Origin of the sequence: Amycolatopsis melonis, assembly GCF_040064235.1 — a bacterium.
GTDB lineage: Bacteria > Actinomycetota > Actinomycetes > Mycobacteriales > Pseudonocardiaceae > Amycolatopsis > Amycolatopsis melonis.
The window spans coordinates 176,826-199,099 of sequence record NZ_JBDZYD010000018.1 but is presented as its reverse complement, the minus strand read 5'-3'; the positions used below and the strand labels follow the sequence as shown (position 1 = coordinate 199,099).

19 protein-coding genes are annotated in these 22,274 nt (G+C 71.7%); 10 read left to right on the top strand and 9 right to left on the bottom strand.

Annotated features, from left to right (window positions below; genetic code table 11):
- Positions 1 to 8: 8 nt before the first annotated feature.
- Positions 9 to 2,066, top strand: a complete 2,058-nt coding sequence (locus tag ABJI51_RS39640; protein ID WP_348956307.1) for an NB-ARC domain-containing protein — start codon at positions 9 to 11, stop codon at positions 2,064 to 2,066.
- Here ABJI51_RS39640 and ABJI51_RS39635 read toward each other — a convergent pair.
- The 3 genes from ABJI51_RS39635 to ABJI51_RS39625 all read right to left on the bottom strand — a co-directional run bounded on the left by ABJI51_RS39635 (position 2,042) and on the right by ABJI51_RS39625 (position 6,061).
- Positions 2,042 to 3,682 carry a hypothetical protein gene (locus tag ABJI51_RS39635; RefSeq protein WP_348956306.1) on the bottom strand — a complete coding sequence of 547 codons (1,641 nt, stop codon included), beginning with the start codon at positions 3,680 to 3,682 and terminating at the stop codon, positions 2,042 to 2,044. The genes ABJI51_RS39640 and ABJI51_RS39635 overlap by 25 nt on opposite strands.
- Before the next feature lie 82 nt (positions 3,683 to 3,764).
- Complete coding sequence (locus tag ABJI51_RS39630; protein WP_348956305.1) at positions 3,765 to 4,319, bottom strand: hypothetical protein; 555 nt, start codon at positions 4,317 to 4,319, stop codon at positions 3,765 to 3,767.
- Between the two features lie 74 nt (positions 4,320 to 4,393).
- Complete coding sequence (locus ABJI51_RS39625; RefSeq protein WP_348956304.1) at positions 4,394 to 6,061, bottom strand: glycoside hydrolase family 27 protein; 1,668 nt, start codon at positions 6,059 to 6,061, stop codon at positions 4,394 to 4,396.
- Between the two features lie 184 nt (positions 6,062 to 6,245).
- On the opposite strand from ABJI51_RS39625, the gene ABJI51_RS39620 reads away from it, so the two are divergent.
- The 3 genes from ABJI51_RS39620 (at position 6,246) to ABJI51_RS39610 (ending at position 8,809) form a co-directional block, all read left to right on the top strand.
- Positions 6,246 to 7,589 carry an extracellular catalytic domain type 1 short-chain-length polyhydroxyalkanoate depolymerase gene (locus ABJI51_RS39620; RefSeq protein WP_348956303.1) on the top strand — a complete coding sequence of 448 codons (1,344 nt, stop codon included), beginning with the start codon at positions 6,246 to 6,248 and terminating at the stop codon, positions 7,587 to 7,589.
- Between the two features lie 207 nt (positions 7,590 to 7,796).
- A complete protein-coding gene (locus ABJI51_RS39615; protein ID WP_348956302.1) occupies positions 7,797 to 8,177 on the top strand; it encodes a VOC family protein in 381 nt (126 codons plus the stop codon).
- An 83-nt stretch (positions 8,178 to 8,260) separates the two neighbouring features.
- The gene (locus ABJI51_RS39610; RefSeq protein WP_348956301.1) at positions 8,261 to 8,809 is read left to right on the top strand and encodes a DUF6328 family protein; all 549 of its coding nucleotides are present in this window, start codon (positions 8,261 to 8,263) and stop codon (positions 8,807 to 8,809) included.
- A 3-nt stretch (positions 8,810 to 8,812) separates the two neighbouring features.
- On the opposite strand, the gene ABJI51_RS39605 is transcribed toward ABJI51_RS39610, so the two are convergent.
- Positions 8,813 to 11,605, bottom strand: a complete 2,793-nt coding sequence (locus ABJI51_RS39605) for an ATP-binding protein (RefSeq protein ID WP_348956300.1) — start codon at positions 11,603 to 11,605, stop codon at positions 8,813 to 8,815.
- 225 nt (positions 11,606 to 11,830) lie between these two features.
- On the opposite strand from ABJI51_RS39605, the gene ABJI51_RS39600 reads away from it, so the two are divergent.
- From ABJI51_RS39600 to ABJI51_RS39585, 4 genes are all read left to right on the top strand, one after another.
- On the top strand, positions 11,831 to 12,028 hold the full coding sequence (locus ABJI51_RS39600; RefSeq protein WP_348956299.1) for a hypothetical protein: 198 nt from the start codon (positions 11,831 to 11,833) through the stop codon (positions 12,026 to 12,028).
- 154 nt (positions 12,029 to 12,182) lie between these two features.
- Complete coding sequence (locus ABJI51_RS39595; protein ID WP_348956298.1) at positions 12,183 to 13,415, top strand: hypothetical protein; 1,233 nt, start codon at positions 12,183 to 12,185, stop codon at positions 13,413 to 13,415.
- On the top strand, positions 13,412 to 14,944 hold the full coding sequence (locus ABJI51_RS39590; protein WP_348956297.1) for a vWA domain-containing protein: 1,533 nt from the start codon (positions 13,412 to 13,414) through the stop codon (positions 14,942 to 14,944). The genes ABJI51_RS39595 and ABJI51_RS39590 overlap by 4 nt, the downstream gene beginning before the upstream one ends.
- On the top strand, positions 14,931 to 15,719 hold the full coding sequence (locus ABJI51_RS39585) for a hypothetical protein (protein WP_348956296.1): 789 nt from the start codon (positions 14,931 to 14,933) through the stop codon (positions 15,717 to 15,719). Before ABJI51_RS39590 ends, ABJI51_RS39585 begins: the two co-directional genes overlap by 14 nt.
- On the opposite strand, the gene ABJI51_RS39580 is transcribed toward ABJI51_RS39585, so the two are convergent.
- Together ABJI51_RS39580 and ABJI51_RS39575 are read right to left on the bottom strand one after the other, a co-directional pair.
- The gene (locus ABJI51_RS39580) at positions 15,712 to 15,924 is read right to left on the bottom strand and encodes a three-helix bundle dimerization domain-containing protein (protein ID WP_348956295.1); all 213 of its coding nucleotides are present in this window, start codon (positions 15,922 to 15,924) and stop codon (positions 15,712 to 15,714) included. The genes ABJI51_RS39585 and ABJI51_RS39580 overlap by 8 nt on opposite strands.
- Positions 15,925 to 16,007: 83 nt before the next feature.
- Positions 16,008 to 16,871, bottom strand: coding sequence for a DUF4142 domain-containing protein (locus ABJI51_RS39575; RefSeq protein WP_348956294.1), 864 nt, complete (start codon positions 16,869 to 16,871; stop codon positions 16,008 to 16,010).
- A 667-nt stretch (positions 16,872 to 17,538) separates the two neighbouring features.
- Here ABJI51_RS39575 and ABJI51_RS39570 point away from each other — a divergent pair.
- Both ABJI51_RS39570 and ABJI51_RS39565 read left to right on the top strand, forming a co-directional pair.
- Entirely contained in the window at positions 17,539 to 17,817 is a 279-nt protein-coding gene (locus ABJI51_RS39570; protein ID WP_348956293.1) for a DUF1490 family protein, read from the top strand.
- A gap of 5 nt (positions 17,818 to 17,822) precedes the next feature.
- On the top strand, positions 17,823 to 19,964 hold the full coding sequence (locus ABJI51_RS39565; protein ID WP_348956292.1) for a heavy metal translocating P-type ATPase: 2,142 nt from the start codon (positions 17,823 to 17,825) through the stop codon (positions 19,962 to 19,964).
- A gap of 54 nt (positions 19,965 to 20,018) precedes the next feature.
- Here the strand turns inward: ABJI51_RS39565 and ABJI51_RS39560 are convergent, their stop codons facing one another.
- From ABJI51_RS39560 to ABJI51_RS39550, 3 genes are all read right to left on the bottom strand, one after another.
- Positions 20,019 to 20,807 (bottom strand): ABC transporter permease, encoded by a 789-nt coding sequence (locus tag ABJI51_RS39560; protein WP_348956291.1) that lies wholly within the window; start codon positions 20,805 to 20,807, stop codon positions 20,019 to 20,021.
- On the bottom strand, positions 20,804 to 21,706 hold the full coding sequence (locus tag ABJI51_RS39555; protein WP_348956290.1) for an ABC transporter ATP-binding protein: 903 nt from the start codon (positions 21,704 to 21,706) through the stop codon (positions 20,804 to 20,806). The genes ABJI51_RS39560 and ABJI51_RS39555 overlap by 4 nt, the downstream gene beginning before the upstream one ends.
- 203 nt (positions 21,707 to 21,909) lie before the next feature.
- Positions 21,910 to 22,248, bottom strand: coding sequence for a class I SAM-dependent methyltransferase (locus ABJI51_RS39550; protein ID WP_348956289.1), 339 nt, complete (start codon positions 22,246 to 22,248; stop codon positions 21,910 to 21,912).
- Between the last annotated feature and the right edge of the window lie 26 nt (positions 22,249 to 22,274).

The window sequence follows — 22,274 nt, the reverse complement described above, 5'->3', positions numbered from 1 at the left end:
ACGAGAGCGTGGTTACCGGCGGGGACGAGGGAATCTTCCAGCGGGTCGGGCCCGTGCCGGCCGTGTGGACCGCGGATCCGCCGGTGCCCGGGTACACCGACCGCACTGAGCAGCTGGCGGAGCTGCGGCAGTTCGCCGACCAGGTCCGGGCTGCGCCCGCCGTGGTCGCCGTGCACGCCCGGCCGGGGATGGGCAAGACCGCGTTCCTCCGCCAGGCCGCGGCCGTGCTGCGGGACCGCTTCGACATCTGCCTCCAGGTGGACTTCGCCGCCTGGCACCGCGACGGCCGCGTCGACATGGACGGTGTCCTCGGCGGGATGCTGGAGGCCCTTTACGTGGCACAGCAGTGGATTCCGGCCGACCCGGCCGGACGGCACCGCCGGTACCTGTCCCTGCTGGAGGGACAGCGGGTACTCGTGCTGCTGGACAACGTCACCGAACCCGCCCAGGTCGAGTACCTGATCCCCAATTCCGCGCACGCTCTCGTGCTGGTCGCGAGCCATGTGCGGCTGCACGACCTGGTCGCCACGCACCGGGCGGAACTGCGTCATCTGACCGGGTTGAGCACCCGGCACGGGGTGGAACTGCTGGAGGTCATCGGCGTCGGCGAGCGGGTCAAGGCCGAGCCGGGGGAGACCGAGCGGCTGGTCGAAATCTGCGGTGGCTCGCCCCACGGGCTGCAGATCGCGGCGGGACGGCTGCGGTTCCAGCCGTGGCTGTCGGTCGCCGAGCTGGTTGCCGAACTCGAATCCGAGGTCGTCTCGAACGCCGGCGATCCAGCCCGGACGGAGGGACGCCACGAGATGACGAAAGGACTCGACTCCGCCTACCGCGCGCTGGACGCCGATGCCGCGAGCCTGTGCCGCCGGCTCGCCGTTCTTCCCGGCCGCGAGTTCCCGGAACGGATCATCGCGGCGGCGGCAGGCATCCCGGTCCGCGTCGCACGTCCGCGGATCGGCGTGCTGGTCGCCATGGACCTGCTCGAACAGGTCGACGGCGGGTTCCGGATGCCCGACCTCGTGCGGATGTACGCCGCCGGGGCCGCGGCTGCGGAGGACGATCCCGAAGAGCTGGACCGGTGCCGGGCCCGGGTGGTCCGGGCCTGGTGCGCCGAGGCGATGGCGGCGGACCGGGCCGTGCTGCTGGACCGCTATCGCGTGCCGGACTCCTTCGAGCCCGTCGCGGAGAGCGAGACGGCCGGGCTCGGCAAGAAGGCGGCACTCCGCTGGTTCGGCCGGTGGCACGGCAGCCTGCTCGACGTCCTTCGCCACGCCGAAGCACAGCAGCTGGACACCGAGGCCTGGCAGCTGTTCGAGGCGATGTGGCCGTTCTACAGCACGCACTCGTACCTGCAGGCCTGGCTGGAAGCGGGCGCCCTGGCGGTGACGTGCGCCCACCGCGCCGGGGCCGTCGCCGCCGAGGCGCGGGTCCGGTGCCTGCGTTCGCGGGCTTCCATGAACCAAGGGGACTTCGCCGCCGCGGCAACGGATCTCGACGAGGCACGACGGCTGGCCGAGACCGTCGACGACGGCCGCCGGCTGCTGGCGTCGGTGTGCGACTTCAGCGGCCAGCTTGCGTACCGGCAGCAGGACTTCGAGCGCGCGCTCGCCGACTTCGCGCAGGCGCTGGCCATCAGCGAGGACCTCGGGGACGAGCGCGGGACCGGGCTGCAGGCGCAGTTCTGCGGCCGCAGCCTGGGGCGGCTCGGCCGGTACGGCGAAGCGCTGACGGCGTTGGACCGCGCGAAGCTCCTGCTGGAGCGAGCCGGGGACACGCGGGCGTTGTCCCGGACGGCCTTCAGCCGGGGCGAGGTGCTGCTGGCGGCGTCGCGGGAGGCGGAGGCGGTGACCAGCCTGCACGAGGCCGTCGAGATCGCGAACGGGCTCGAGGCGAGCGAGCTGGTCGTCAAGCCGCTCGAGCTGCTCACCGAGCTGGCGCGGCGAAACGGGGACCAAGCCGCCGAGCGGGGATACCTGACGGCGGTGGTCGAGCTGCACCTCGCGGGCGGTTCACCGGACGCGGCGCGGTACCAAGCCCGGCTTCAGGAACTGTCCGAAGAGGACTGAACGAACGCCACGACCGCACTGGTACGGCCGGCACTGACCCGCAACGGGACGTCCAGGGAAAGCCCGCGCACGAACAGGGAGTACAGCGCGGACGCGGCAAGCCGCGTGTCCCAGGCCGCCGAGGAGCGGTGCCGGATCGTCGCGGTGAACGACCGGCCGTCGCGCAGCCACAGCAGCATCACGTCGGGAGACGGCGAGCACGCCACGAGCCGGCATCCGGGATGGCGGGCCAGCGTGCCGCGGGCCCAGGTTTCCGGATCCCGGTCCCGGAACGGGGTTTCGACGAGCACGGCAGCGTTTTCGCGCATCCGGGCATCGGATTCGCCGCCGGTGCTCACCAGGTGCCTGCGCCGGTCCGGCGGCCGGTCGATCATCGCGGCGGGGAACCGCTGCAGCTGCACTTCGTCGCGGAGAACCTCGGCTTCGACCTGGAAGGACTCGGGATGCGTGACGGTCAGCGGCGGGCCGGTCAGCGCGGCGGGCAGCGGCGGGTGTCCGGGCGGCTGCAAGGCCAGCAGGTCATAGAGTTCGTGCTGGAGCAGCTGAAGGGACTGTCCGCGGTGGGCGAAGACCCGGTCGGCCAGCCGGGCGAGCACGCCCGCGTCACTGCCGTCGATGGCCGCCCGGATCTGCGGTGCGTAGGGACGCTGTTCGTCGAGCGACGGCATGACGGCCCCGAGTTCGGCCATTGCGCTGCCGTCCGGGACTTCGTCTGCGTTGAACGCGGCCAGCATCAAGGGAATCGAGAGCGCGGAGGCATAGGCGGTAAGGGAGCCGTGGTCGCCGATCAGGCACTGTGCGGAAGCGACGGCGGCCTGCCAGGCACCGGTCGGCGACGGGAGGATCAGTCCGGCGCTGCTCGCTCGGCGAAGCCAGTGCCGGACCTGCCAGCGGCCGTGGTGTGCCCAGACGTTGGGGTGCAGGACGGCGGCGACGCGGAACTCGTCGTAGGGCAGTTCGGCCAGCAACTGGGCGGGCAGCGCGGGCCGCCTGCCGAGTGCGGAGCCGTCGCCCCAGGTCGACGCGACGGTCACCAGGGTGTGTTCGGGGTGCAGTCCCCAGGACGTCCGCCAGGTTTCGCGGTGCTGGGCAAGGGCGAGCAGCCCGTCGAGACACGGGTCGCCGGCGACGATCGCGCGTTCGGTCAGCTCGGCCGCGACGTCTTCGAGGTGCCTGAGCTGGTCGCCGTGGGAGAGGACGATCCTGGCGGGGACCGGTTTTCCGTCGTGCCAGAGTGCCGACCGGGTCAGGCCGGACAGCTCGCGGGTTCCGGTCCGCCGGTGCGGGGAGTACTTCTGGAAGCCGGCGCCGTGCGGGAACAGGACGAGCGGGCCGCGCAGCTCGTGCAGGTCCGTGTGATCGCTGGCGGCGAGCACGAGGTCGAACTCGGTCTTGACGGCGTCCGCCCAGCCGACGACGCGTGTTCCCATGGCGCGGAGGTGGTCTTCCACGCCCTCACTGAAGGCCGACCCTTCGTCGACGGTGAAGACGATCTGGATCCGGCTGTCGTCGGCGAACACGGGCAGGACGTCGAGCAGCCGGTTGAGGGAGGTGGTCGTGCGCGCGACGGCCAGGACGGTCCGCTGGACGCCGACTGTCCGCCAGGACGCCGTCACCGGCCGGCCCGGCTAAGCGGTCTTGCGGTCCTGCGGTCCTGCGGTCCTGCGGTCCTGCGCGTGAAGTTTACCATTTCATCACTCAAGGTAACCGTTTTGCCGTCGCGGAATCGCTGACTCCTTCGGGTGAAACGGGGTCGATGGGCACGAATGCGCCGCGGATTTCCAGATCGCGCCGGGCGGTGCCGGCGAATTCCTCGAGTGCCGATCGAAGGTTTTCGGCGGATTTCCGATAGTTTTCGGCGACGCGCCGGTCGATGCTGTCGCCGTGGCCGGGTGTGGTGTCGCGGCGAATGGCGATGATCATGTCGCGGTGGGCCTGCGCGGCGGCGAGCAGCTTGCCGATGGCCTCGTTCACTTGCGGCGGGCTGATGAACGCCGTTTCGGTGCCGAGGTCGTGCAGCTGCTCGACCAGCTCGGCGGGGTCACCGGTGTCCGCGGGCCACACGCGAAGCCGGGCGAGTTTTCCGGCGGCGGCATGGACGGCAGGGTAGGCGGTGGCCTTGCCGTCCCGGCTGAGGCGGCGGCGTTCGGTGCGCCGGTTCAGCATGGTCGTGACGGCGGTGATCACCAGGCCGAACACCGTTCCGCCGAAGGCGATCAGCGGGCCGCCCCACCACGGTGCCGTCGAGGTCATGGCAGCAATCTAGCAAGGCGCCCCGGCGCGGCTGAGCCGCTGATGCCCGCCGGGTGCGCCTCGTCACTGCCCGGTCACGCCGTGGGGACCGACCACTGCTGGTTCGCCTGGCCGTTGCAGGTCCAGAGGATCACCTTGGTGCCGTTCGCGGTTCCCTGGCCGCTGGCGTCGAGGCAGAGGTTCGACTGGACGCCCGTGATCGTGCCGTTGGCGTTCACGGACCACTGCTGGTTGGCCTGGCCGTTGCAGTCCCAGATGACCACGGGTGTCCCGTTGGCCGTGCCCTGGCCGGACGCGTCGAGGCACTTGGTGCCCCCGTAGACCGACAGCTGGCGGCTCGCCGTGCGGGTCCAGGTCTGGCCGGGGCTGCCCTGGCAGTCCTGCAGCTGGACCTGGGTGCCGTTCGCGGTCGTGCCGCCCGGGACGTCGAGGCAGCGGCCGGACTGCTTGCCGGTGATCGCGCCGCCGCCCGGGGGCGTGCTGCCGTCGGTGCCGGTGACGGTCAGCAGGACCGCCTCGCCGGCCGGGACCGACGTCGAGTACGCCGACGCGAAGCTGCCGCGGTCGGCGCCTGCCCACACGTCGCGGACGGCCGCCGGGCCCGAGAGGCCGAGCGACGACCACCGGGCCGTGATCGTGGCGGCCGAGCCGGTGCGGTTGAGCAGCACCACGGCCCGGCGGCCGGTGCCGGACAACGGCTTCTGGTACACCTGCAGCCCCGTGGCGTCTTCGGCCACCTTCGTGCCCTGCCGTCCCAGCGGATCCTGGTCGACGGCGATCATCTCCCGGTTGGTGAGCGCGGCCCGCGTCGCGGCGGTCATGTCGCTCGGCTTGTTGCCCGCGATCAGCGGGGCGCCCGAGATGGCCCACAGGCTCAGGTGGGTGCGGTTCTGCGCGTCCGAGAACCCGGACAGGCCGACGACGAGCATGTCGGGATCGTTGTAGTGCCCCGGACTCTGCGCACCCGGATGCTGCGCGGCGTCGAAGTTGGCCAGCACGCGGGACATCTGGGGCCGCTCGCCCCAGTAGATGATGTCGCCGCTCGTCCGCCACAGGTTGGCGATGCCGGGCGCCCAGTTCCACGGCTGCTGGCTGCCCCACTCGCAGACGGAGAACGTCATCGGGCGCCCGGTCTGCGCGGTGGCGCGCGAGATGGCGTCGCTGATCGCGGTGTAGGCCGTGCGGGCGTCGAGCCCTTCCTTCGACCCGCCGCACCAGTCGACCTTCACGTAGTCGAAGCCCCACCGGGAGAACTGGAGGAAGTCCTGGTCGTAGTGGCCTTCGGCGCCGGTGCCGGGATAGGCGGGGTGCCCGGTCGGGTAGTAGTAGCCGCAGCCGTTGCGGCCGGCGTCGGTGTAGATGCCCGCCTTCAGGCCCTTGCCGTGGATGTAGGCGGCGATGGCGGCCATCCCGCCGGGCCACTTCGCCGTGTCGACGACCATGTTGCCCCCGGCGTCCCTGGCGCCGGTCCACCAGCCGTCGTCGATGTTGACGTACTCGTAGCCCGCGTCCTTCATGCCGGAGGAGACGAGCGCGTCCGCCTGCTGCTCGATGACGGTGTGGTCGATCGCCCCGGCGAAGGAGTTCCAGGAGTTCCAGCCCATCGGCGGCTTGGTGATCGGAGCGGCGGCCGCGGTGGCGGGCGCCGCGACGGCGACGAAGCCGGCCAGCAGCGCGATGATCGCCGCGCACACGACTGCGGTGCGCGGCGGCCGGGCAGCGGGTGAGGGTGTGTGCGGCAACGGAACTCCCATCGGCGAGGGGGGTTGTGAACGTTAACATGATTCACTTCCCGCCTCAATGATTCGACGTTTTCGGGCGGTGAAACATTCATTTGCCGTGTAATTTTCAGTCCCGGCGGAAAGATCGTTGACGACGTCGCCGGGCGCTTTTACCGTGAATCGCGCACGACGGGCGGAGGAAGCGATGAAACGGGTGATCCGCGGCTTGCTGGCGGTGGCGCTGATGCTGCCGCTGACGGTGGCGTTCCTGACCGCGGGGTCCGCCGCGGCCGCGACCCTGACCAGGGTCACCGGATTCGGCGCCAACCCCACCAACCTCGGCATGTACGTGTACGTACCCGACACGGTGGCGGCGAAGCCGGCGCTGCTGGTGCTCGTGCACTACTGCAGTGGTTCGGCGGGCGCGATCTTCAACGGCAACGGGCACGACTACGTGACCGCGGCCGACCGGTACGGCTACATCATCGTCGTGCCCGAGGCCACCCGCGACGGGCACTGCTTCGACGTCTCCACGAAGGCGGGCCTGACCCGCGACGGCGGCAGCGACTCCACCGGCATCATGTCGATGGTCGCCTGGACCCGGCAGCACTACAACGTGGACCCGGCCCGCATCGTGGTCAGCGGGTTCTCTTCGGGCGCCATGATGACGAACGTCCTGGCCGCCGAGTACCCGGACGTGTTCGCCGCGGGCGCCGCGTTCTCCGGCGTGCCCGCAGGGTGTTTCGCGACCACGGACGGCTCGCTGTGGAACAGCCAGTGCGCCGGCGGGAACGTCGTCAAGACGGCACAGCAGTGGGCCGACCAGGCCCACGCCATGTACCCCGGCTACACCGGCGCCTACCCGCGGATGCAGCTGTGGCACGGGGACCAGGACACCACGCTGGCCTACCGCAACTTCGGCGAAGAGATCAAGCAGTGGACCGCCCTGCACTCGCTGAGCACGACACCGTCGTTCACCGACCACCCGCAGCCGTCCTGGACGCGGACCCGCTACGGCGACACCGGCACCCGCGCCACCGTGGAAGGCGTCGTCATCGCGGGCACCGGCCACACCCTGCCGCAGGCGGGCATGCTCGCGTACGCGATTTCCTTCCTGGGCCTCGACAACGGCGGAACCGCGACCCGCACCGGGCCGGTCCGCTCGGTCGCGGCGGGAAGGTGCCTCGACGTACCGGGCCGGACGACGACGCAGGGAACGCGGTTGCAGCTGTGGGACTGCAACGGCGGCGCGAACCAGACGTGGACCGCCACGGCGGCGGCCGAGCTGACGGTGTACACGGGCGACACGCTGCGCTGCCTCGACGCGGAGGGCGGCGCCACCAGCCCGGGCACCGCGGTGATCATCTGGGCGTGCCACGGCGGAGCCAACCAGAAGTGGCAGAGCAACGCCGACGGCACCATCACGGGCGTGCAGTCGGGGCTGTGCCTGGAGACCGCGGCAGGCTCGACGGCCAACGGAACCGCGGTGCGCCTGGGCACCTGCAACGGCGGCCAGAACCAGAAGTGGACCGGCCCGGCCTCGGGATGACCGCGAGGCCGGACTTCCCGAATCCGGTGATCCGCGACGGCCAACGACATAGGCGCTGGAATCTCCTTGCGCCAGCGGTGATCCCGCAACCAGGCCGGGCACGGATCTCCTCGAGTGCGCAGCAGCTCCGCCGATGATCCGGGAAGGTGCCGGGGACCGGTCCCGAGCTGCGCGGCCCCGGCGCGGAAACCCGGATAAGCTGGGGCGATGCACCGTTCCCGTGCTTACGCGGTCATCATCGACGTGCCGGAGGAAGCGGACGCCGCCGCCACGGCGTTCTGGTCAGGGGTGTTCGGCACACCGGCCGTGCAGAGCGCCGACGAGCCGCAGTTCAAGACCCTCGCCAAGGCAATCCCCGACCTCCACACGGCTCTCCAGACGGTGGCGGACGAGGGCCGCTACCACATCGACATCGAGACCGACGACGTGGAAGCCGAGGTGGCGCGGCTGCTCGCCCTGGGCGCCACCAAGGTCTCCCAATGGCTGAACTGCCACGTGCTACGAGCCCCGGGCGGCCATCTGCTGTGCGTGATTCCGGTGCACAGTGACCAAGCCCTGTTTGACGCGCAGGCCCGCACCTGGCCGTGACACGGCGTACTGCCCGGGTACCACCTTCCCGCATCCGTTGATCGACCGATGTCTCGCTGCGCCGTCCGCGGGACCGTGGTGGCATGAAGGTGAACGGGATCGAGAAGACCACACTGGACCGGCTGCCCCTCGGCGAGCCTCCGGATGCCCATGACCAGTGGAACTTCGCGGTGCGCCGCGAGACGCCGACGCAGCGGCTGGACCGCAACTATGCCGAGATACTGCAGGAAGTGCGGGTGGCGCAGACCGGGGTGCAGCTGCTGCTCGCCTTCCTGCTCACCGTCGCCTTCACCCCGCGCTTCGCGACGCTGACCGAGTTCGAACGACGTGTCTACGTGGGTGCGCTGGTGCTCGGCGCCGCGGCCACGGCACTGCTGATCGCCCCCGCCGCGTTCCACCGGCTGGTGTTCCGGCGGCGGCTCAAGCGGGAGCTGGTGCTGGCGTCCAGCCGGTTCGCGTTGTCCGGGCTGACGTTGCTGATGCTCTCCATCGGGTCCGCGCTCCTGCTGATCCTCAGCGTCACTCTCGGCCGTGCGCTCGCCGTGTGGTTCACCGCCGGCGTGCTGGGCTGGTTCGCGCTGTGGTGGTTCGTCGTGCCGATGTGGAGCCGGATCCGGAACTCGCGGTGCTGAGGCTCAGCCCGATGCCGGGTGGCGGCTCGCTTCGCGGGCGATGTCGATGCGCGAGTGGACGCCGAGCTTGGCCAGGATGTGCGAGACGTGCGTGGCGACCGTGCGCGGGGACAGGAACAGCCGGGCCGCGATCTGCGGGTTCGACAGTCCTTCGACGACGAGACCGGCGATCTTCCCCTCGGTCGGGGTGAGGCTTTCCCAGCCGTGCGTGGCCTGGCGGTGTTTCGCCGTCGGGCCACGCCGGATGCCGAACGCCCGGAACCGGGCCCGCAGCCTCGCCACGTCCCACTGCGCGCCGAGGTTTTCGAACAGCCCCAGCGCATGGGTGAACGCGGCCCGCGCCGAGGCGCGGTCGCCGGCTTCGGCGAACGCGATCGCGGCGGCCTCGAGCGCCTTGGCCCGTGGCAGCGGACGGCCCGCGTCGCGGTAGCCGTCGGCGGCACGCAGCAAGGTCGCCGCGTCGCGGTCGAGCAGGCCCTGGCCGTAGAGACCCAGCGCGCGGCGGTGCGGAACGGCGGACCCGGCGGTGATCGCGCGGACGCGGGCACCGATGGCGGAGGCGGGCGCGCCGGTCTCGACCGCGAGCCGGACGGCGTCGCCGAGCAGGCCCTCGCCTTCGTCCTCCCCGGTCAGCGCGGCCGTCAACGTGGCGAGTGCGCGGTCCGGCTCGCCGTCCTGCTCGAACGCGAGACTGCGCGCCAGCGCCAGGGATTCGACCACCCGGCCGCCGATCCGGTCCGCGTACGGCGCCGCGACGTCCAGATGCCGCCGCGCCGCGGCCGGCTCGCCACGGTGGAAGCCGATGATCGCGGCCACGCCGTGGTCGCAGCACACCACGCTGGGATCCTTCAGGTCGTCCGGGACGACGTCCACCTCGGCCACGGCGTCGTCCCAGCGGCCGCAGCCCAGCAGCAGCTGGCCGAGCGCGCTCTGGGCCTGGGCCAGCCGCACCACGCTGCCGGCGCGGTCGGCCAGCTCGCGGGCCCGCCCGGCGGCGGCGAGCGCCTCCGGATACCGGTCGAGGGCACCGAAAGTGACGGCCTGGTTGATGCGCAGCAGCAGGCCGAGGTCGGTGAGCGCGGGGTCTTCGGCGGTGAGGGTCATCGCGTGCTCGAACAGCGGCAGCGCCTCGGTCCACTCGCCGCGCATCATCGCCACCAGGCTCAGCACGTGCAGGGCCCAGCCGGTCGCCCAGCGGTCGTCGCCCGCCTCGGCCAGCGCGGCGGTGGCGACTCCGGCCGCCGTGTCGACCTCGCCGAGATCGCGGTGTGTCCGCGCGGTGAGCACCAGCAGCCGGGCCCGGTGCCGGGCGGGCAGGGCCGGTGACGCCGCGGCCGAGTCCAGCGTGGCGAGGGATTCGGCGGACCGGCCGGTCATCGCGCGGCACTGGGTCACGGTCGTGTGCAGGTCGACGAGCAGGTCCGGGCCGTCGGCCGCGGGCAGCGCGCCGGCGGCGACGCGCTCGGCTTCGGCGAAGCGCCCCACCCGGTAGAGCGCCTCCGCCAGCCGGGCGCTGAGCACCGCGGACGGCGCGACGCGGATCGCGTGGCGCAGCAGCGTGACGGCGACCTCGGGGGCTTGGCCGGTCAGCGGAGCGGCCGCGCCGAGCAGCCAGTCCACCACCCAGCCGGGCACCGGCTCGCCGGTGTCCTCTGTGGACACGGTCGGCAGCAGCTGCCGGGCGACCCGCACGACCGGGGCACCGGCGTCGGCCAGCGCCCGTGCGGCGGCCCGGTGCCAGACCACCCGGATTCCCGGCGGCAGCTCGTCGTACAGGGCCGCGCGGATGAGGGGATGCCGGAAGGCCAGGTCGGCACCGGCGGCCACGAGCACGCCGGCCGCTCTGGCCTCGTCGAGCGCGGACAGGAGAACGGGCAGTTCGGCGCCGGCCACGATCGTCAGGTCGGCGACCGAGAAACCGGTGCCGAGCAGCGCGGCCGCCCGCAGCACCGCCCGCGTCGGCTCCGGCAGGAAGCCGAGCCGGTCCGCGATCGCCTCCGGCAGCGAGTCCGGGATCGGCCCGCCGGTCAGCTCCGCGATCCCCGCGTCGTCGACCGCCAGGCAGCAGCTCCTGGTCAGCGCGTCGAGCAACTCGGTGAGGTACAACGGGTTCCCGGCCGCACCGTCCGCGAGCCGGGTCAGCTCCTCGCCGGGCTTGCCACCGGCGAGCGTCGCGACCAGTTCGAGGACCGCCGGTTCCGGGAGGCGGCCGACGCGCAGCCGCTCGGCAGGCCCCACGATCCGGCGCAACGCGCGCAGGTCGTCGCGCCGCGGGACCGGGCGCAGCACGCCGATCAGCAGCAGCGGCAGCTGCCGGACCGACCGGGCGAGCCGGGCCCACACCGCCACCGTCGCGCGGTCGGCCCACTGCAGCTCGTCGACCACCAGCACCACCGGGCCGGCCTGGCACAGCTCGTCCACCAGCGTGAGCACCTGTTCGGCCGCCGCGGCGGCGAGGTCGGCACCGCGGCCGTGCGCGGTGCCGCGCAGCAGCCCGGCAATGGCGCCGCGCCGGGGATCCGGGGCGGCGGCGGTGATGCGCAGTGCGTCGAGCAGGGGCAGCAGCGGCAGTTCCTGGCCCAGTTCGTCACCGGCGCCCCGGAAGACCTGGCACCCCGCCCGGACGGCGACCGCGCAGGCGGCCTGGACGAGAGCGGACTTGCCGATGCCCGGCTCGCCGTCCACGAGAACGGCCCGCCCGCGGCCGGTGGCCACGTCGTGCACCCAGCCCGACAGCCGGGACAGCTCGCCGTCCCGGCCGATCAGGAGGTCAGCACCGTCCGTGAGCGGTTGCACACGGACGATAATAGAAGAAAAACAGATCTTGAACAAGGGGTGTACTCGACATGGCGTCGAAGCACTCCGGAAACTCGGTCTTCCGTTTTCGGAAACGTGGCGTTCGGCATTTGTTCGGATATCCGGTGTCGCCGTCCGGTGTTGGCGCTCCCGTAACCACTCGTTGCCCGATGGTTGTTTCTGCTCTGGGAACGTCCGCCTGGCCCGAAAGTCAGTTTCGCCCGCTTGACCACCGGAGGAATGATGCGGGTTCGCCGAGCGGTCGCCACGGTCGCGTTGACCCTGTTCGCGGCTGTTTTCCTGGGAACTTCCACCAACTCTGCCGTCGCCGTCCCGGCCGCGGGGACGGCGGCGGTCCTCGCCGACGGCCCCGACGAGATGGGGTACAACGGCGTGTCGCCCGACGAAATGGGCTACAATTAAGGGTCCGAACCGGCCCTGCGGCCGTGCCGGGAAGATCATTCCGGGCACGGCCGTTGTTGTTTCCTGAATCGGCTGTAACGCGCAGGAAGGCCCGATAGACTTTCCGTACGAAACGTCCGCTTCCCGTGGCGGAACCGTCGGGAGGTCTGCATCGGTGACGACCGAGAGCCCCATCCTCGAAGAACCACACCTCACCGTCCGGCCCCGGCCCGCGGCCTTCTTCCTGCGGCGCCGGTTCCTGCGGTCGTTCGGCCCGGTACTCGGGCTGGCCATCGCCGGCCTGGTGACCCTGCTGGTGTCGGGCACCGTCCTGGTGCCCTTCGAGCCGACGCTGGAACTGTCCGGCAAGATGGGGTCGAAGGCGGACTTCTTCGCCGACGCGCAGGTCCGGGAACTGCTGATGCGCCACCACATCCGGGTCCACGTGACCCGCACCGGCTCGCGGGACGTCGCCACGCACGACCTGAACAAGTACGACTTCGTCTTCCTCTCCGGCGAGCCCGCGGCGGGGCTGGTCCGCACCGCCCGTGCCGACGTGTTCGGCGGCACGATCCGGCAGCCGTTCACCAGCCCGATCGTGCTCGCGACCTACCGCCCCTACGCCGAAGCGCTGCGCCGCAACGGAATCGCGTCCGCGCCGTCCGGCGACGGCGAACCCCTCTACTACACCCTGGACACCGGGAAGTTCGTGCGGGCGATGAAGGCCGGGGCCACCTGGAACTCGCTCGGCACCGAGCGGGTGAACAACGGCAACCTGGTCCTCGCCCAGACCGCCCACGTCTGCGACTCCAACTCCGGCGCGACGTACCTGGCGCTCGTCGCCTACCTGGAGAACGGCAGGCAGGTGCCGCTGACCGACCCGGCGCCGCCGGGCGGCCCCGCCGGCCCGGCGACACTGCACGCCGCGCACGAGCTGGCCAACCGGATCAAGCCGCTGCTGAACCGGCAGGGGTTCGCCTCCGCCGATCTCGCCGAGTCGTACTGGAACGTCGCCGAGGGCGACAAGCCGATCGTGGTGATCTACGAACACCAGTACCTCGAACAGCAGCTGCGGATCAAGGCCGCCACCGGACGCCCGGACACCGACCACGTGCTGCTGTACCCGAAGGACAACATCCTGACGAAACCGCAGTTCGTGCCCCTGCGGCCGGAGGCGGAACGGCTCGGCGAACTGATCACCACCGATCCGGACCTGCAGCGCCGGGCGATGGAACTCGGCTTCGGCGTCGCCACCCCCGCCGGGAGCAACAAGAGCGCGCGGCTGTACAGCTTCCTCGCCGAGCAGGGGCTGCCGACCCCGCAGCAGGCCGACCAGGACGGCACCACGCCGTTGCCGGCCAACCCGGTCCTGGAGGAAATGATCAAGACGGTCGGTGACTGCCCGTGAAGCGGCTCGCCGCGGTGCTGCTGGGCGCGGTCCTGGCGGTGACCGCCTGCACCGGCGCGCCCGGGCCGGAACGGCTGAGCGTGCTGGCCAGCTCCGAGCTCGCCGACCTCGCCCCGGTGCTCGACGACCTGCGCGCGGACACCGGGATCCGGCTGGACCTCGACCTGCAGGGCACCGTCGACGCCGGGACCGCGCTCACCCCCGGCCGGTACCGGCACGACCTCGCCTGGCTGTCCACCGACCGGTACTTCCAGCTGAAGCTGCGCAAGTCCGGGTTCACCGGGGAACGCCCGGCAGGCACGCGGATCATGCTCTCGCCGATCGTCATCGGCGCGAAGCCGCAGGCGGCGGCCGCGCTGCGCGCCCGCCACCCCGACGTGTCGTGGGCGGACTTCGCCGACGCCGCCGCGGCGGGCACCCTGCGGTTCGCCATGGCCGACCCTGGCCGGTCGGCGAGCGGGCTGTCCGCGCTGGTCGGCATCGCGACCGCGGCCGCGGGCACCGGGGCCGCGCTGCGGGCGCAGGACGTCGCCTGCGACCGGCTCGGCGGGTTCCGTGCCGGGCAGACGCTCACCGCGAACAGCTCCGGCGAGCTGGTCGACGTCTTCACCGCGCACCAGTCCGAAGCCGATGCCGTGATCGGCTACGAGTCGACGTTGCTGTCGCTCAACGCGAGCGGGAAGCTCGCCGCGCCCCTGGAGCTGATCTACCCGCGGGACGGGATCATGCAGTCGGACTACCCGCTGCTGCTGCTCGATCCCGCCAAGCGCGGCGCGTACGAGCGGGTCACGGACTGGCTGAAACGGCCGGACAGCCAGCGGAAGATCATGGACCGCACGCTCCGCCGCCCGGTCGTCGAAGGGGTGCCGCTCGAGCCGCGCCTGCCGAAGAGCGTCGGCACCGCGCTGTACTTTCCCGACGACCAGGCCGTCGTCGACAAGCTGCTCGCGTACTACGGGGACCCGCGTGGCCGGGTGCCCGGTCACGTGCTGTTCGTGCTCGACTTCTCCGGTTCGATGCGAGGCGGCCGCATCGCATCGTTGCGCACGGCGTTCGACGCCCTGACCGGAGCCGGCGCGGCGGAGTTCGCGCGGTTCTACCGCGGCGAGCGGATCACGCTGATCCGGTTCGGCGGCCGGATCCTGGGTGAGCGGGACTTCACGATCCACGGTCCCGCCGACCTCACAGCCGTGCGCGGCTTCCTCGACGTCGAAGATTTCGACAGTGCGACCGCGATCTGGTCGGCGCTCGCCCACGCCTACGACAAGGCGGCGGAGCTGGCGAAGACCGACCCGGCCGCGCCGGTGTCGATCGTGCTGATGACCGACGGCGAGAACAACGCCGGCCTGGGCGTCGACGAATTCCTGCACCGTCCCCTGCCGCCCGCGGTGCACACCTACGCCGTCCGGTTCGGCGAGGCGGACGCCGCCGAACTCGGCCGGGCCGCCGCGGCGACCGGTGGCCGCCTGGCCGACGCGACCGCGGCTTCGCTGCTCGACGCCTTCAAGGAGACCCGTGGCTGCCGGTGACAGCTCCCTCTACTGGAGCATCTGGGGAATCTGGTGGGGCGTGTGGATCCTGACGCTCCTGCTGCTGCTGACCGCGGCCGGGATCCTGGTCGCACACTGGCGCCGCGCGCGCGGCAGGCAGGGGACCGGGCCGATCAGCGGGATCGCGTTCTACCTGCACCACACCTCCGTGATGGGGCTGTACCAGCAGGACCGCTACAACGACGCGCTGGAGAAGGAGGTCGAGAAGCGCGACCAGCGCGGCCGGTCGATCAGCGCGCAGCTCGGCTTCCCGGCCGGCGGGGGCAAGGCGGAGCACACCCGGTCCGAAGAGGTGTTCAGCAAGTACATCGAACGCGCCGAGCCGATCACCGTCATCGGCATGGTGATGGAGGTGCTGGAGAAGCGCGACGACATCGTGTACGTCAACCTCGTGAAGCAGGAGCTGGTGCAGAACAAGGCACTGGTCACCGCGCTGGGCTGGGCGGACGGCCCGGACACGACCCGGCTCCGGACGGCACGGCTGCGCGGCATCGACGCGTTCGTGTCGCTGAAGGGCCTGTTCCGCCGGACCGGCTCCGACGAGCCCGGCTACACGACGTTCATCGCGGCCTACGGCGACCCGGCCGATCCACTGGCCGGGCCGCGCGTGCGCTTCCGGTGCGGCAACCACGGATTCCGCGACGCGGACGAGGTCCCGGAGGGCACGTTCCACGCCCAGTGCCTGGGCCGCGTCGAGGACTGGGACCCGCACCACGGAGAGCTGATCGTGCACCCGATCGCGATTTTCAAATAGCGGCCAGCGCCGCCCGGACGGCCCGCTCGACGAGGATCGGCACGAAGGCGTGGATCCGCGCCCCGGCGAACCGCGCACGTTCCCGGTCGACCATCGCGTGGAGCCGGGCCCGCGTGACGTTCGTGTAGTCGTGGTCCAGCCGTTCTTCGAGCTGGGCGAAGTGGGTGTCGAGCTGTGCGGAAGTCATCGAGTCCAGCGTGCTCATCGGTCACCTTCCGGTCGGCTGTGCTGCCGGGAACATGCCCACTGAGACGTCCTGAAGATGAACCGGAGGTGAACTCTGCGGCCTTACGGCTGCCGGCCGCCCAGGAACTCCGCGGCCCAGCGATGTGCGGTGGCGCAGGCTTCGGCCTCGGTGGTCCGGAGGTGCTCGACGACCTCGCCACCCGACCAGAGCATGAGGGCGACGGCGCCGGGGTGGATCGGAGTCAGCCCGATGAGCCTGCCGTGCCCGAGAACCCGCTCGGCGGTGAGCCACTGGCCGCTCGCGCGGGCCCGGGTGACCGTCCACGCGGGATCGGCGGCGAGTTCGGTCACCGACCGGGGAACGAACTCCACGGGTCGTTCGTCGTGCACGTTCACCACCTCGATCGTCCGGATCTTCGGAGATGAATGACAGGTTAACGGCATCCGGGGAGAACACCACCGAGACCGCGTCCGCGCGGTCACCTGCCGCCTCGACCGCGTCAAACGCCTCACCGGACACGATCCGCGCGACCCGGCCCTTGCCGACGTCCGGCTGACCGCCCGGCCGCCCTTCCGGCGGCCTGGCAAGGCGGTCAATTTGCGGGCCGCGGCGCCGACTTCCTCGAGGGTCTGGGCGCTGACCAGACCGGTGTCTTCGAGGACTTCCATGTGGTCCATGACGGTCTGGTTGGCCTGGCGGGCAAGGCGCCGGACGAGGTCGTTCTGGGTGCCGGCGCGGACTTCGGCGATGGTGGCGAAGATCTTGCCGTGGGACGAGCGCAGGAGGCTGACGAAGAGCTTGTCGAACTCCTCGCGGACGAGCTGGTCCAGCAGCGAGTGTCCGTCGAGCAGGTGCATGCCGGCCCGTTTGACCGCTTCGCTGCTCGCGTGGGTCTGCGCGAGGCGTCCGGCGGGGATCTCCCAGAGTCCCGCCTGCCGCACCTTGACCATGAAGGTCCGGTCCACATCGGTCAGCGGCCCGGCGTTCCCGCCGGGCCGGTGCCTCCGGCGCGGCCGCGCCGTGTGCGTCTCGGGAATGGCTGCGTTCCGGCTGATGAATGGAGTCGTCGCCGCGGACGTGCGGTGAGAAATGTCAGCTGCGCCGGCCGAAGTTGTTGTCAGGCAGGCACAAGTCCGAATCGTGCCCGGTGAACCGGCGTCCGTGTACCAGGGTGAGGCCCGAGGTGTGTACGTCGCTTCCCGTTGAATGGCCGTCGACGACGACGGAGGAGAACGCGATGAACCGACTGCTCGCCCGGCCCTGGACGGCGGGTGTCCTGCGCGGCCACTGCGGCCGGGCGGAGATCCGGAGCCTGATTCCTCAGGCCGTCCGGAAGAACCGTGGAAACGTCGGTGCGCGCTGTCTTGACTGTTTCCATCGTGAGCCCGGAAACCGCGCTGAGGTCGACTGCGGTGAGGTCGGCGCCGCTCAGATGGTTGACGAGGTGGTGGGTCGCCGTTTGTGGCCGGGTTCACGGCACCCATCAGCAGATAACGACAATCATTGCCAGTAGTATCGGCCGTCAGGACAGCGCCCGCCGACGGGGATAGGCTCGCAGATCACCTGCGTCCGACGTGCTGCGCCGCAGGTGAGGAGCGGTGCTGTGAGCTGGATGGCTGAGGAGGCTTGGTGATGCTGAGCGGGATCGCCGCCAAGGCGGCAGGCGTGGTGGTGACCGGTGTCGCCGGCGCGGCTGTCTACGACGGCGTGAAGCGGATCGCCCGGTCGGGTGCTTTCCGGTCGGCGACGGTGGCCGTCACCGCGTGGGGCCTGAAAGGCGCGCGGGCGGCCGAAACCGGTGCGGAGAAAGTCCGGTTGGCGACCGCCGATGTGCTCAGCGAAGCGCGGGAGCGCATCGGGGAGCAAGCGCCGGTACCCGGGGCGCCTGCCGGGCACGGGCACGACCACTGACTGCCGTGACCACCCTGACCCTGGTGTCCGACGCCGCCGGGCGGGCCAGGTTCACCGGGACGGCACTGCGGGACAGCCGCGCCCGCGCGGTCGCCGTCGAGGACGCGGTCGACCGGGTCCCCGGTGTGCGCCAGGTGCACGCGTATCCGCGCACCGGCAGCGTGGTCGTCTGGTACGACCGGCGCCGCTGCGACCGGCACGAGCTGGTGGCGGCCATCGAGGAAGCCCTGCGTTCGGATCCCGCGGCCCCGGTCGTGCGGTCACCTCGCTCCGCGGACGTCCGTACCGGCGACATGCTGCGCATGCTCGCTGGCGGCGTGGCACTGGCGCTGCTGGGCATCCGGCGCTACGGGCTGCGCCGTCCGCCGATGCTCGGCCCGGCCGGCCGCACGGCGGCGACGGCGGTGACCATCTTCACCGGTTATCCCTTCCTCCGTGGCGCGCTGCGGTCGCTGGCCGGCCGCCGCGGCGCCGGAACGGACGCGCTGGTGTCGGCGGCCACGGTGGCGAGCCTGGTGCTGCGGGAAAACGTCGTCGCGCTGACGGTGCTGTGGCTGCTCAACATCGGCGAATACCTGCAGGACCTGACGCTCCGGCGAAGCAGGCGGGCGATCTCGGAACTGCTCACCGGCGCGCAGACCCGGACCTGGGTCCGCACGCCGTCCGGCGCGGAGCTCGAAACCGACATCGCCGACCTGGTTCTCGGGGACGAGGTCGTCGTCCACGAGCACGTCGTGCTGCCGGTGGACGGGGTCGTCGTCGAGGGCGAGGGCATCCTGGACCAGGCTGCCGTCACCGGTGAGCAGCTGCCGGTCACCGTCGCGCCCGGGACCGTGCTGCACGCGGGTTCGGTGCTGCTGCGGGGCCGGATCGTCGTGCGGGCCACCGCGGTGGGGCCCGACACCGCGATCGGGCGGATCATCGCGCGCGTCGAGCAGGCCCAGGAGGACCGGGCCCCGATCCAGACGGTCGGCGACACCTTCTCCCGCCGGTTCGTGCCCGCCTCGTTCGCCCTCTCCGCGCTCACCCTGCTGGTGACCCGCGACGTGCGGCGGGCGATGACGATGCTGCTGGTGGCCTGCCCCTGCGCGGTCGGGCTGGCCACGCCGACGGCGATCAGCGCCGCGATCGGCAACGGCGCCCGCCGCGGCATCCTCATCAAGGGTGGCGCCCACCTGGAGGCCGCGGGCCGCGTCGACGCCATGGTGTTCGACAAGACCGGGACGCTCACCCTGGGCCGCCCGGTGGTGACGAACGTGATCTCCTTCGACGACGCCTGGTCGCCGGAGCAGGTGCTCGCCTACGCCGCCAGCTCCGAGATCCACTCGCGGCATCCCCTCGCCCAGGCGGTCATCCGCTCGACCGAGGAACGGCGGATCGAGATCCCGCCGCACGAGGAGTGCGCGGTCCTGCTCGGCCAGGGCATGCGCGTCCAGAGCGACGGCCGCGTGCTGCTCATCGGCAGCGCCGACCTGCTGCGCCAGGAGAACATCGCCATCCCCGGCGAGGCCGAACGCTGGGTCCGCAAGCTGCAGGCGGACACCGAGACGCCGTTGCTGCTGGCGGTCGACGGCAGGCTGACCGGGCTGGTTTCCCTGCGTGACACGGTGCGCCCGGAGTCGCGGGAAGTGCTGGCGGCGTTGCGGCAGGACGGCGTCCGGCGGATCGTGCTGCTCACCGGTGACCACCCGGAGACGGCCAAGGCGGTCGCGGCCGAGCTGGGCATCGACGAGTTCCGCGCCCAGGTGCTGCCGGAGGACAAACAGGACGTCGTCCGGCGGTTGCAGGCCGAAGGGCACACGGTCGCGGTCGTCGGCGACGGCACCAACGACGCGCCCGCGCTCGCCCTGGCCGACATCGGGATCGCGATGGGCGTCGGCGGGACGGACGTCGCGGTGGAAACCGCGGACGTCGCGCTCGCCACGGACGACCTGCGTGCCCTGCTCGACCTGCGCGATCTCGGCCGCCGCGGCATCACCCTGATCCGCCAGAATTACGGGATGTCGATCGCGGTCAACGCGGCCGGGCTCGCGGTGTCCGCCGTGGGCGGCCTGTCGCCGGTGGCCGCGGCGATCCTGCACAATGCGTCGTCGGTCGCCGTGGTCGGGAACAGTTCACGGCTGATCCGCTACCGGCTCCGGCGCTAGACCGTCCGCCTTCCTGACCGTGCACTGTCGGCCCCGACCGGCTGGGGCGCCGGTTCAGCGGTCTTGGTCGGCGTGTTTCCACCACAGGGCCGTGCCCAGCGTCCCGGCGATGCCGACGATGGCGACGAGGCCGTAGCCGAGCGGTCCGGGTGGCTGGCGGCCGGGGCCGGCGATGTCGGTGACGAGGGCGGGCACGGACCAGGGGAAGTACGGGCCGTAGCCGAGCAGGGCGATGACCTGGGCGAGGAAGACGGCGAGGAACAGCGCGCCGATTCCGGCCAGGTAGCCGCGGCCGGCGCTCGCGGCGAACGCGAACGGGGTAACGACGGCGATGGTCAGGGCAGCGGTGAGCAGCAGCTTCCCCAGGCCGGTGGCGGCCACCGCGGCCGACCAGCCGGGGAGGCCGAGCGCGGCACCGATCACGAGGCCGAGCAGGTAGGTCTGTATGGCGAGGGCCAGGGACCAGCCTGTGGTGACGGCGAACTTGGCGGCGACGATGGTGGTGCGTGGGGTGGGCAGGGCCAGGAGGTCCTTGGCGGTGCCTTGGCTGAATTCGCGGCCGAAGGTCCAGATCACGATGACGCCGAAGAGGACGGCCCCGCCGACGGCGGTGATCTGGGCGAGCAGCGCGAAGTAGGCGGGCCAGTCGGCGGTGCCGCCGGTGAGCGCGGCCTTGGTGCCGAGCAGGCCGAGGGCGCGGGCGCGGCGGACGTCCTGGAGGATGAACATGATCAGCCCGCCGAACCCGGCAGCGATGGTGAACGCCGCCGCGGTGACCCACGGCAGCCGGGAGCGGCGGGCCTTCAGCAGCTCGGTCCACATGGCGGCGGTGGCGGTGCTCATGCGTGGCTGACCAGGCGGAGGAAGCAGGTTTCGAGGTCGTCCTGCTCGACGGCGAGCCGGGTGGGCGGGCAGCCCGCGGTCACGAGCCGGGTGGCGATCTCGTCGGGGTGGTGGATCGCGTGGTCTTCGGTGAGGGTGAGCCCGCCGTCTTCGGTGGAGACGGTGTGGCCGGCGGCGCGCAACGCCGCGGTGGCGTGACCGGGATCGTGGACCGTGACGCGCAGCCGCGGGCGGGCCTGGGCGACCAGGTCGGCGGTGGCGCCTTCCCAGACCAGGCGTCCGCGGTCGAGGACGCCGATGCGGGTGGCGAGGCGGGCGACTTCGGTGAGGATGTGGCTGGAGAGCAGGATCGTCACCCCGTCCTGGTGGGCGAGCTCGTGCAGCAGGGTCCGGATTTCGGCGACGCCGGCGGGGTCGAGGCCGTTGGCAGGTTCGTCGAGCAGCAGCAGATCAGGCTGGTGCAGCAGGGCTTTCGCCAGGGCGAGGCGTTGCTTGTTGCCCAGGGAAAGCGTTTGCGCGCGGCGGTGGGCGTGCGGTTGCAGGCCGAGCCGGGCGATGACGTCGGAGACGGCCTTCTCTTCGCGCAGGCCGCGGAGCCGAGCCAGCACCTGGAGGTTTTCGCTGACGGTCAGTTCCGGGTACGCCGACGGTGTTTCGACGAGGTAGCCGATGCGCGCCCAGACGGTGTTGCGGCCGGGTCCGACCGGTTCCCCGAACAGCGTCACCTGGCCGCGGGTGGGGCGGATGAGGCCGAGCAGCATCCGGATGGTGGTGGTCTTGCCGGCTCCGTTGAGGCCGAGCAGGGCGTAGATCTCGCCGGGGGTGGTGTGCAGGGTCAGGTCGTCGACGGCCAGGACGTCGCGGTACTGCTTGGTCAGGCCGACAGCGTCGATCGTCATGGGAAGCCTCGTTTCGCGCGCAGGACTCTCGCGCCGACCAGGCTTCCCGGCACACCAGGTGTCACTTTACTCCGGCCGCGCCCCGAAATGTCCTCGATTTCCTCTTGTTCGGCTTCGGCGGTGGCGGTGCGGGTGCTGGCGGACGTTCGTCAGCCGGTGAACTCGGCCAGCACCGAGCGCTCGATCTCCGACACCGGCAGGGGTCACCGCCTCCCACACGACAAGGTGCGCTGCCCGCCGGTGAAGCCGTGGCGGCCCAGCTGGTCCCGGAAGTCCTGGGTCTCGAAGTCCACCGGGACCAGCGTGACGCCGTCGGGAATCCGGCCGAAGTGCTTGCGCAGCGCGGCGGCTTTGCGGGTGGTGCCGGCCGGCAGGTCCACCTCGTAGACCGGGATGCCGCGCAGCTGGGGCAGCCGGTAGGCGCGGGTGTCGAACCCGGCGCCGAGGATGACCACCGTGTCGAGACCGCCCGCCGCGGCGTCGGCCAGCGGGTCGTCGATTTGGGGCGCGGGCGCGAACTGATCGACGGCGACGATGACCATCGGCCCCAGCGCGGTCCCGTAGCAGC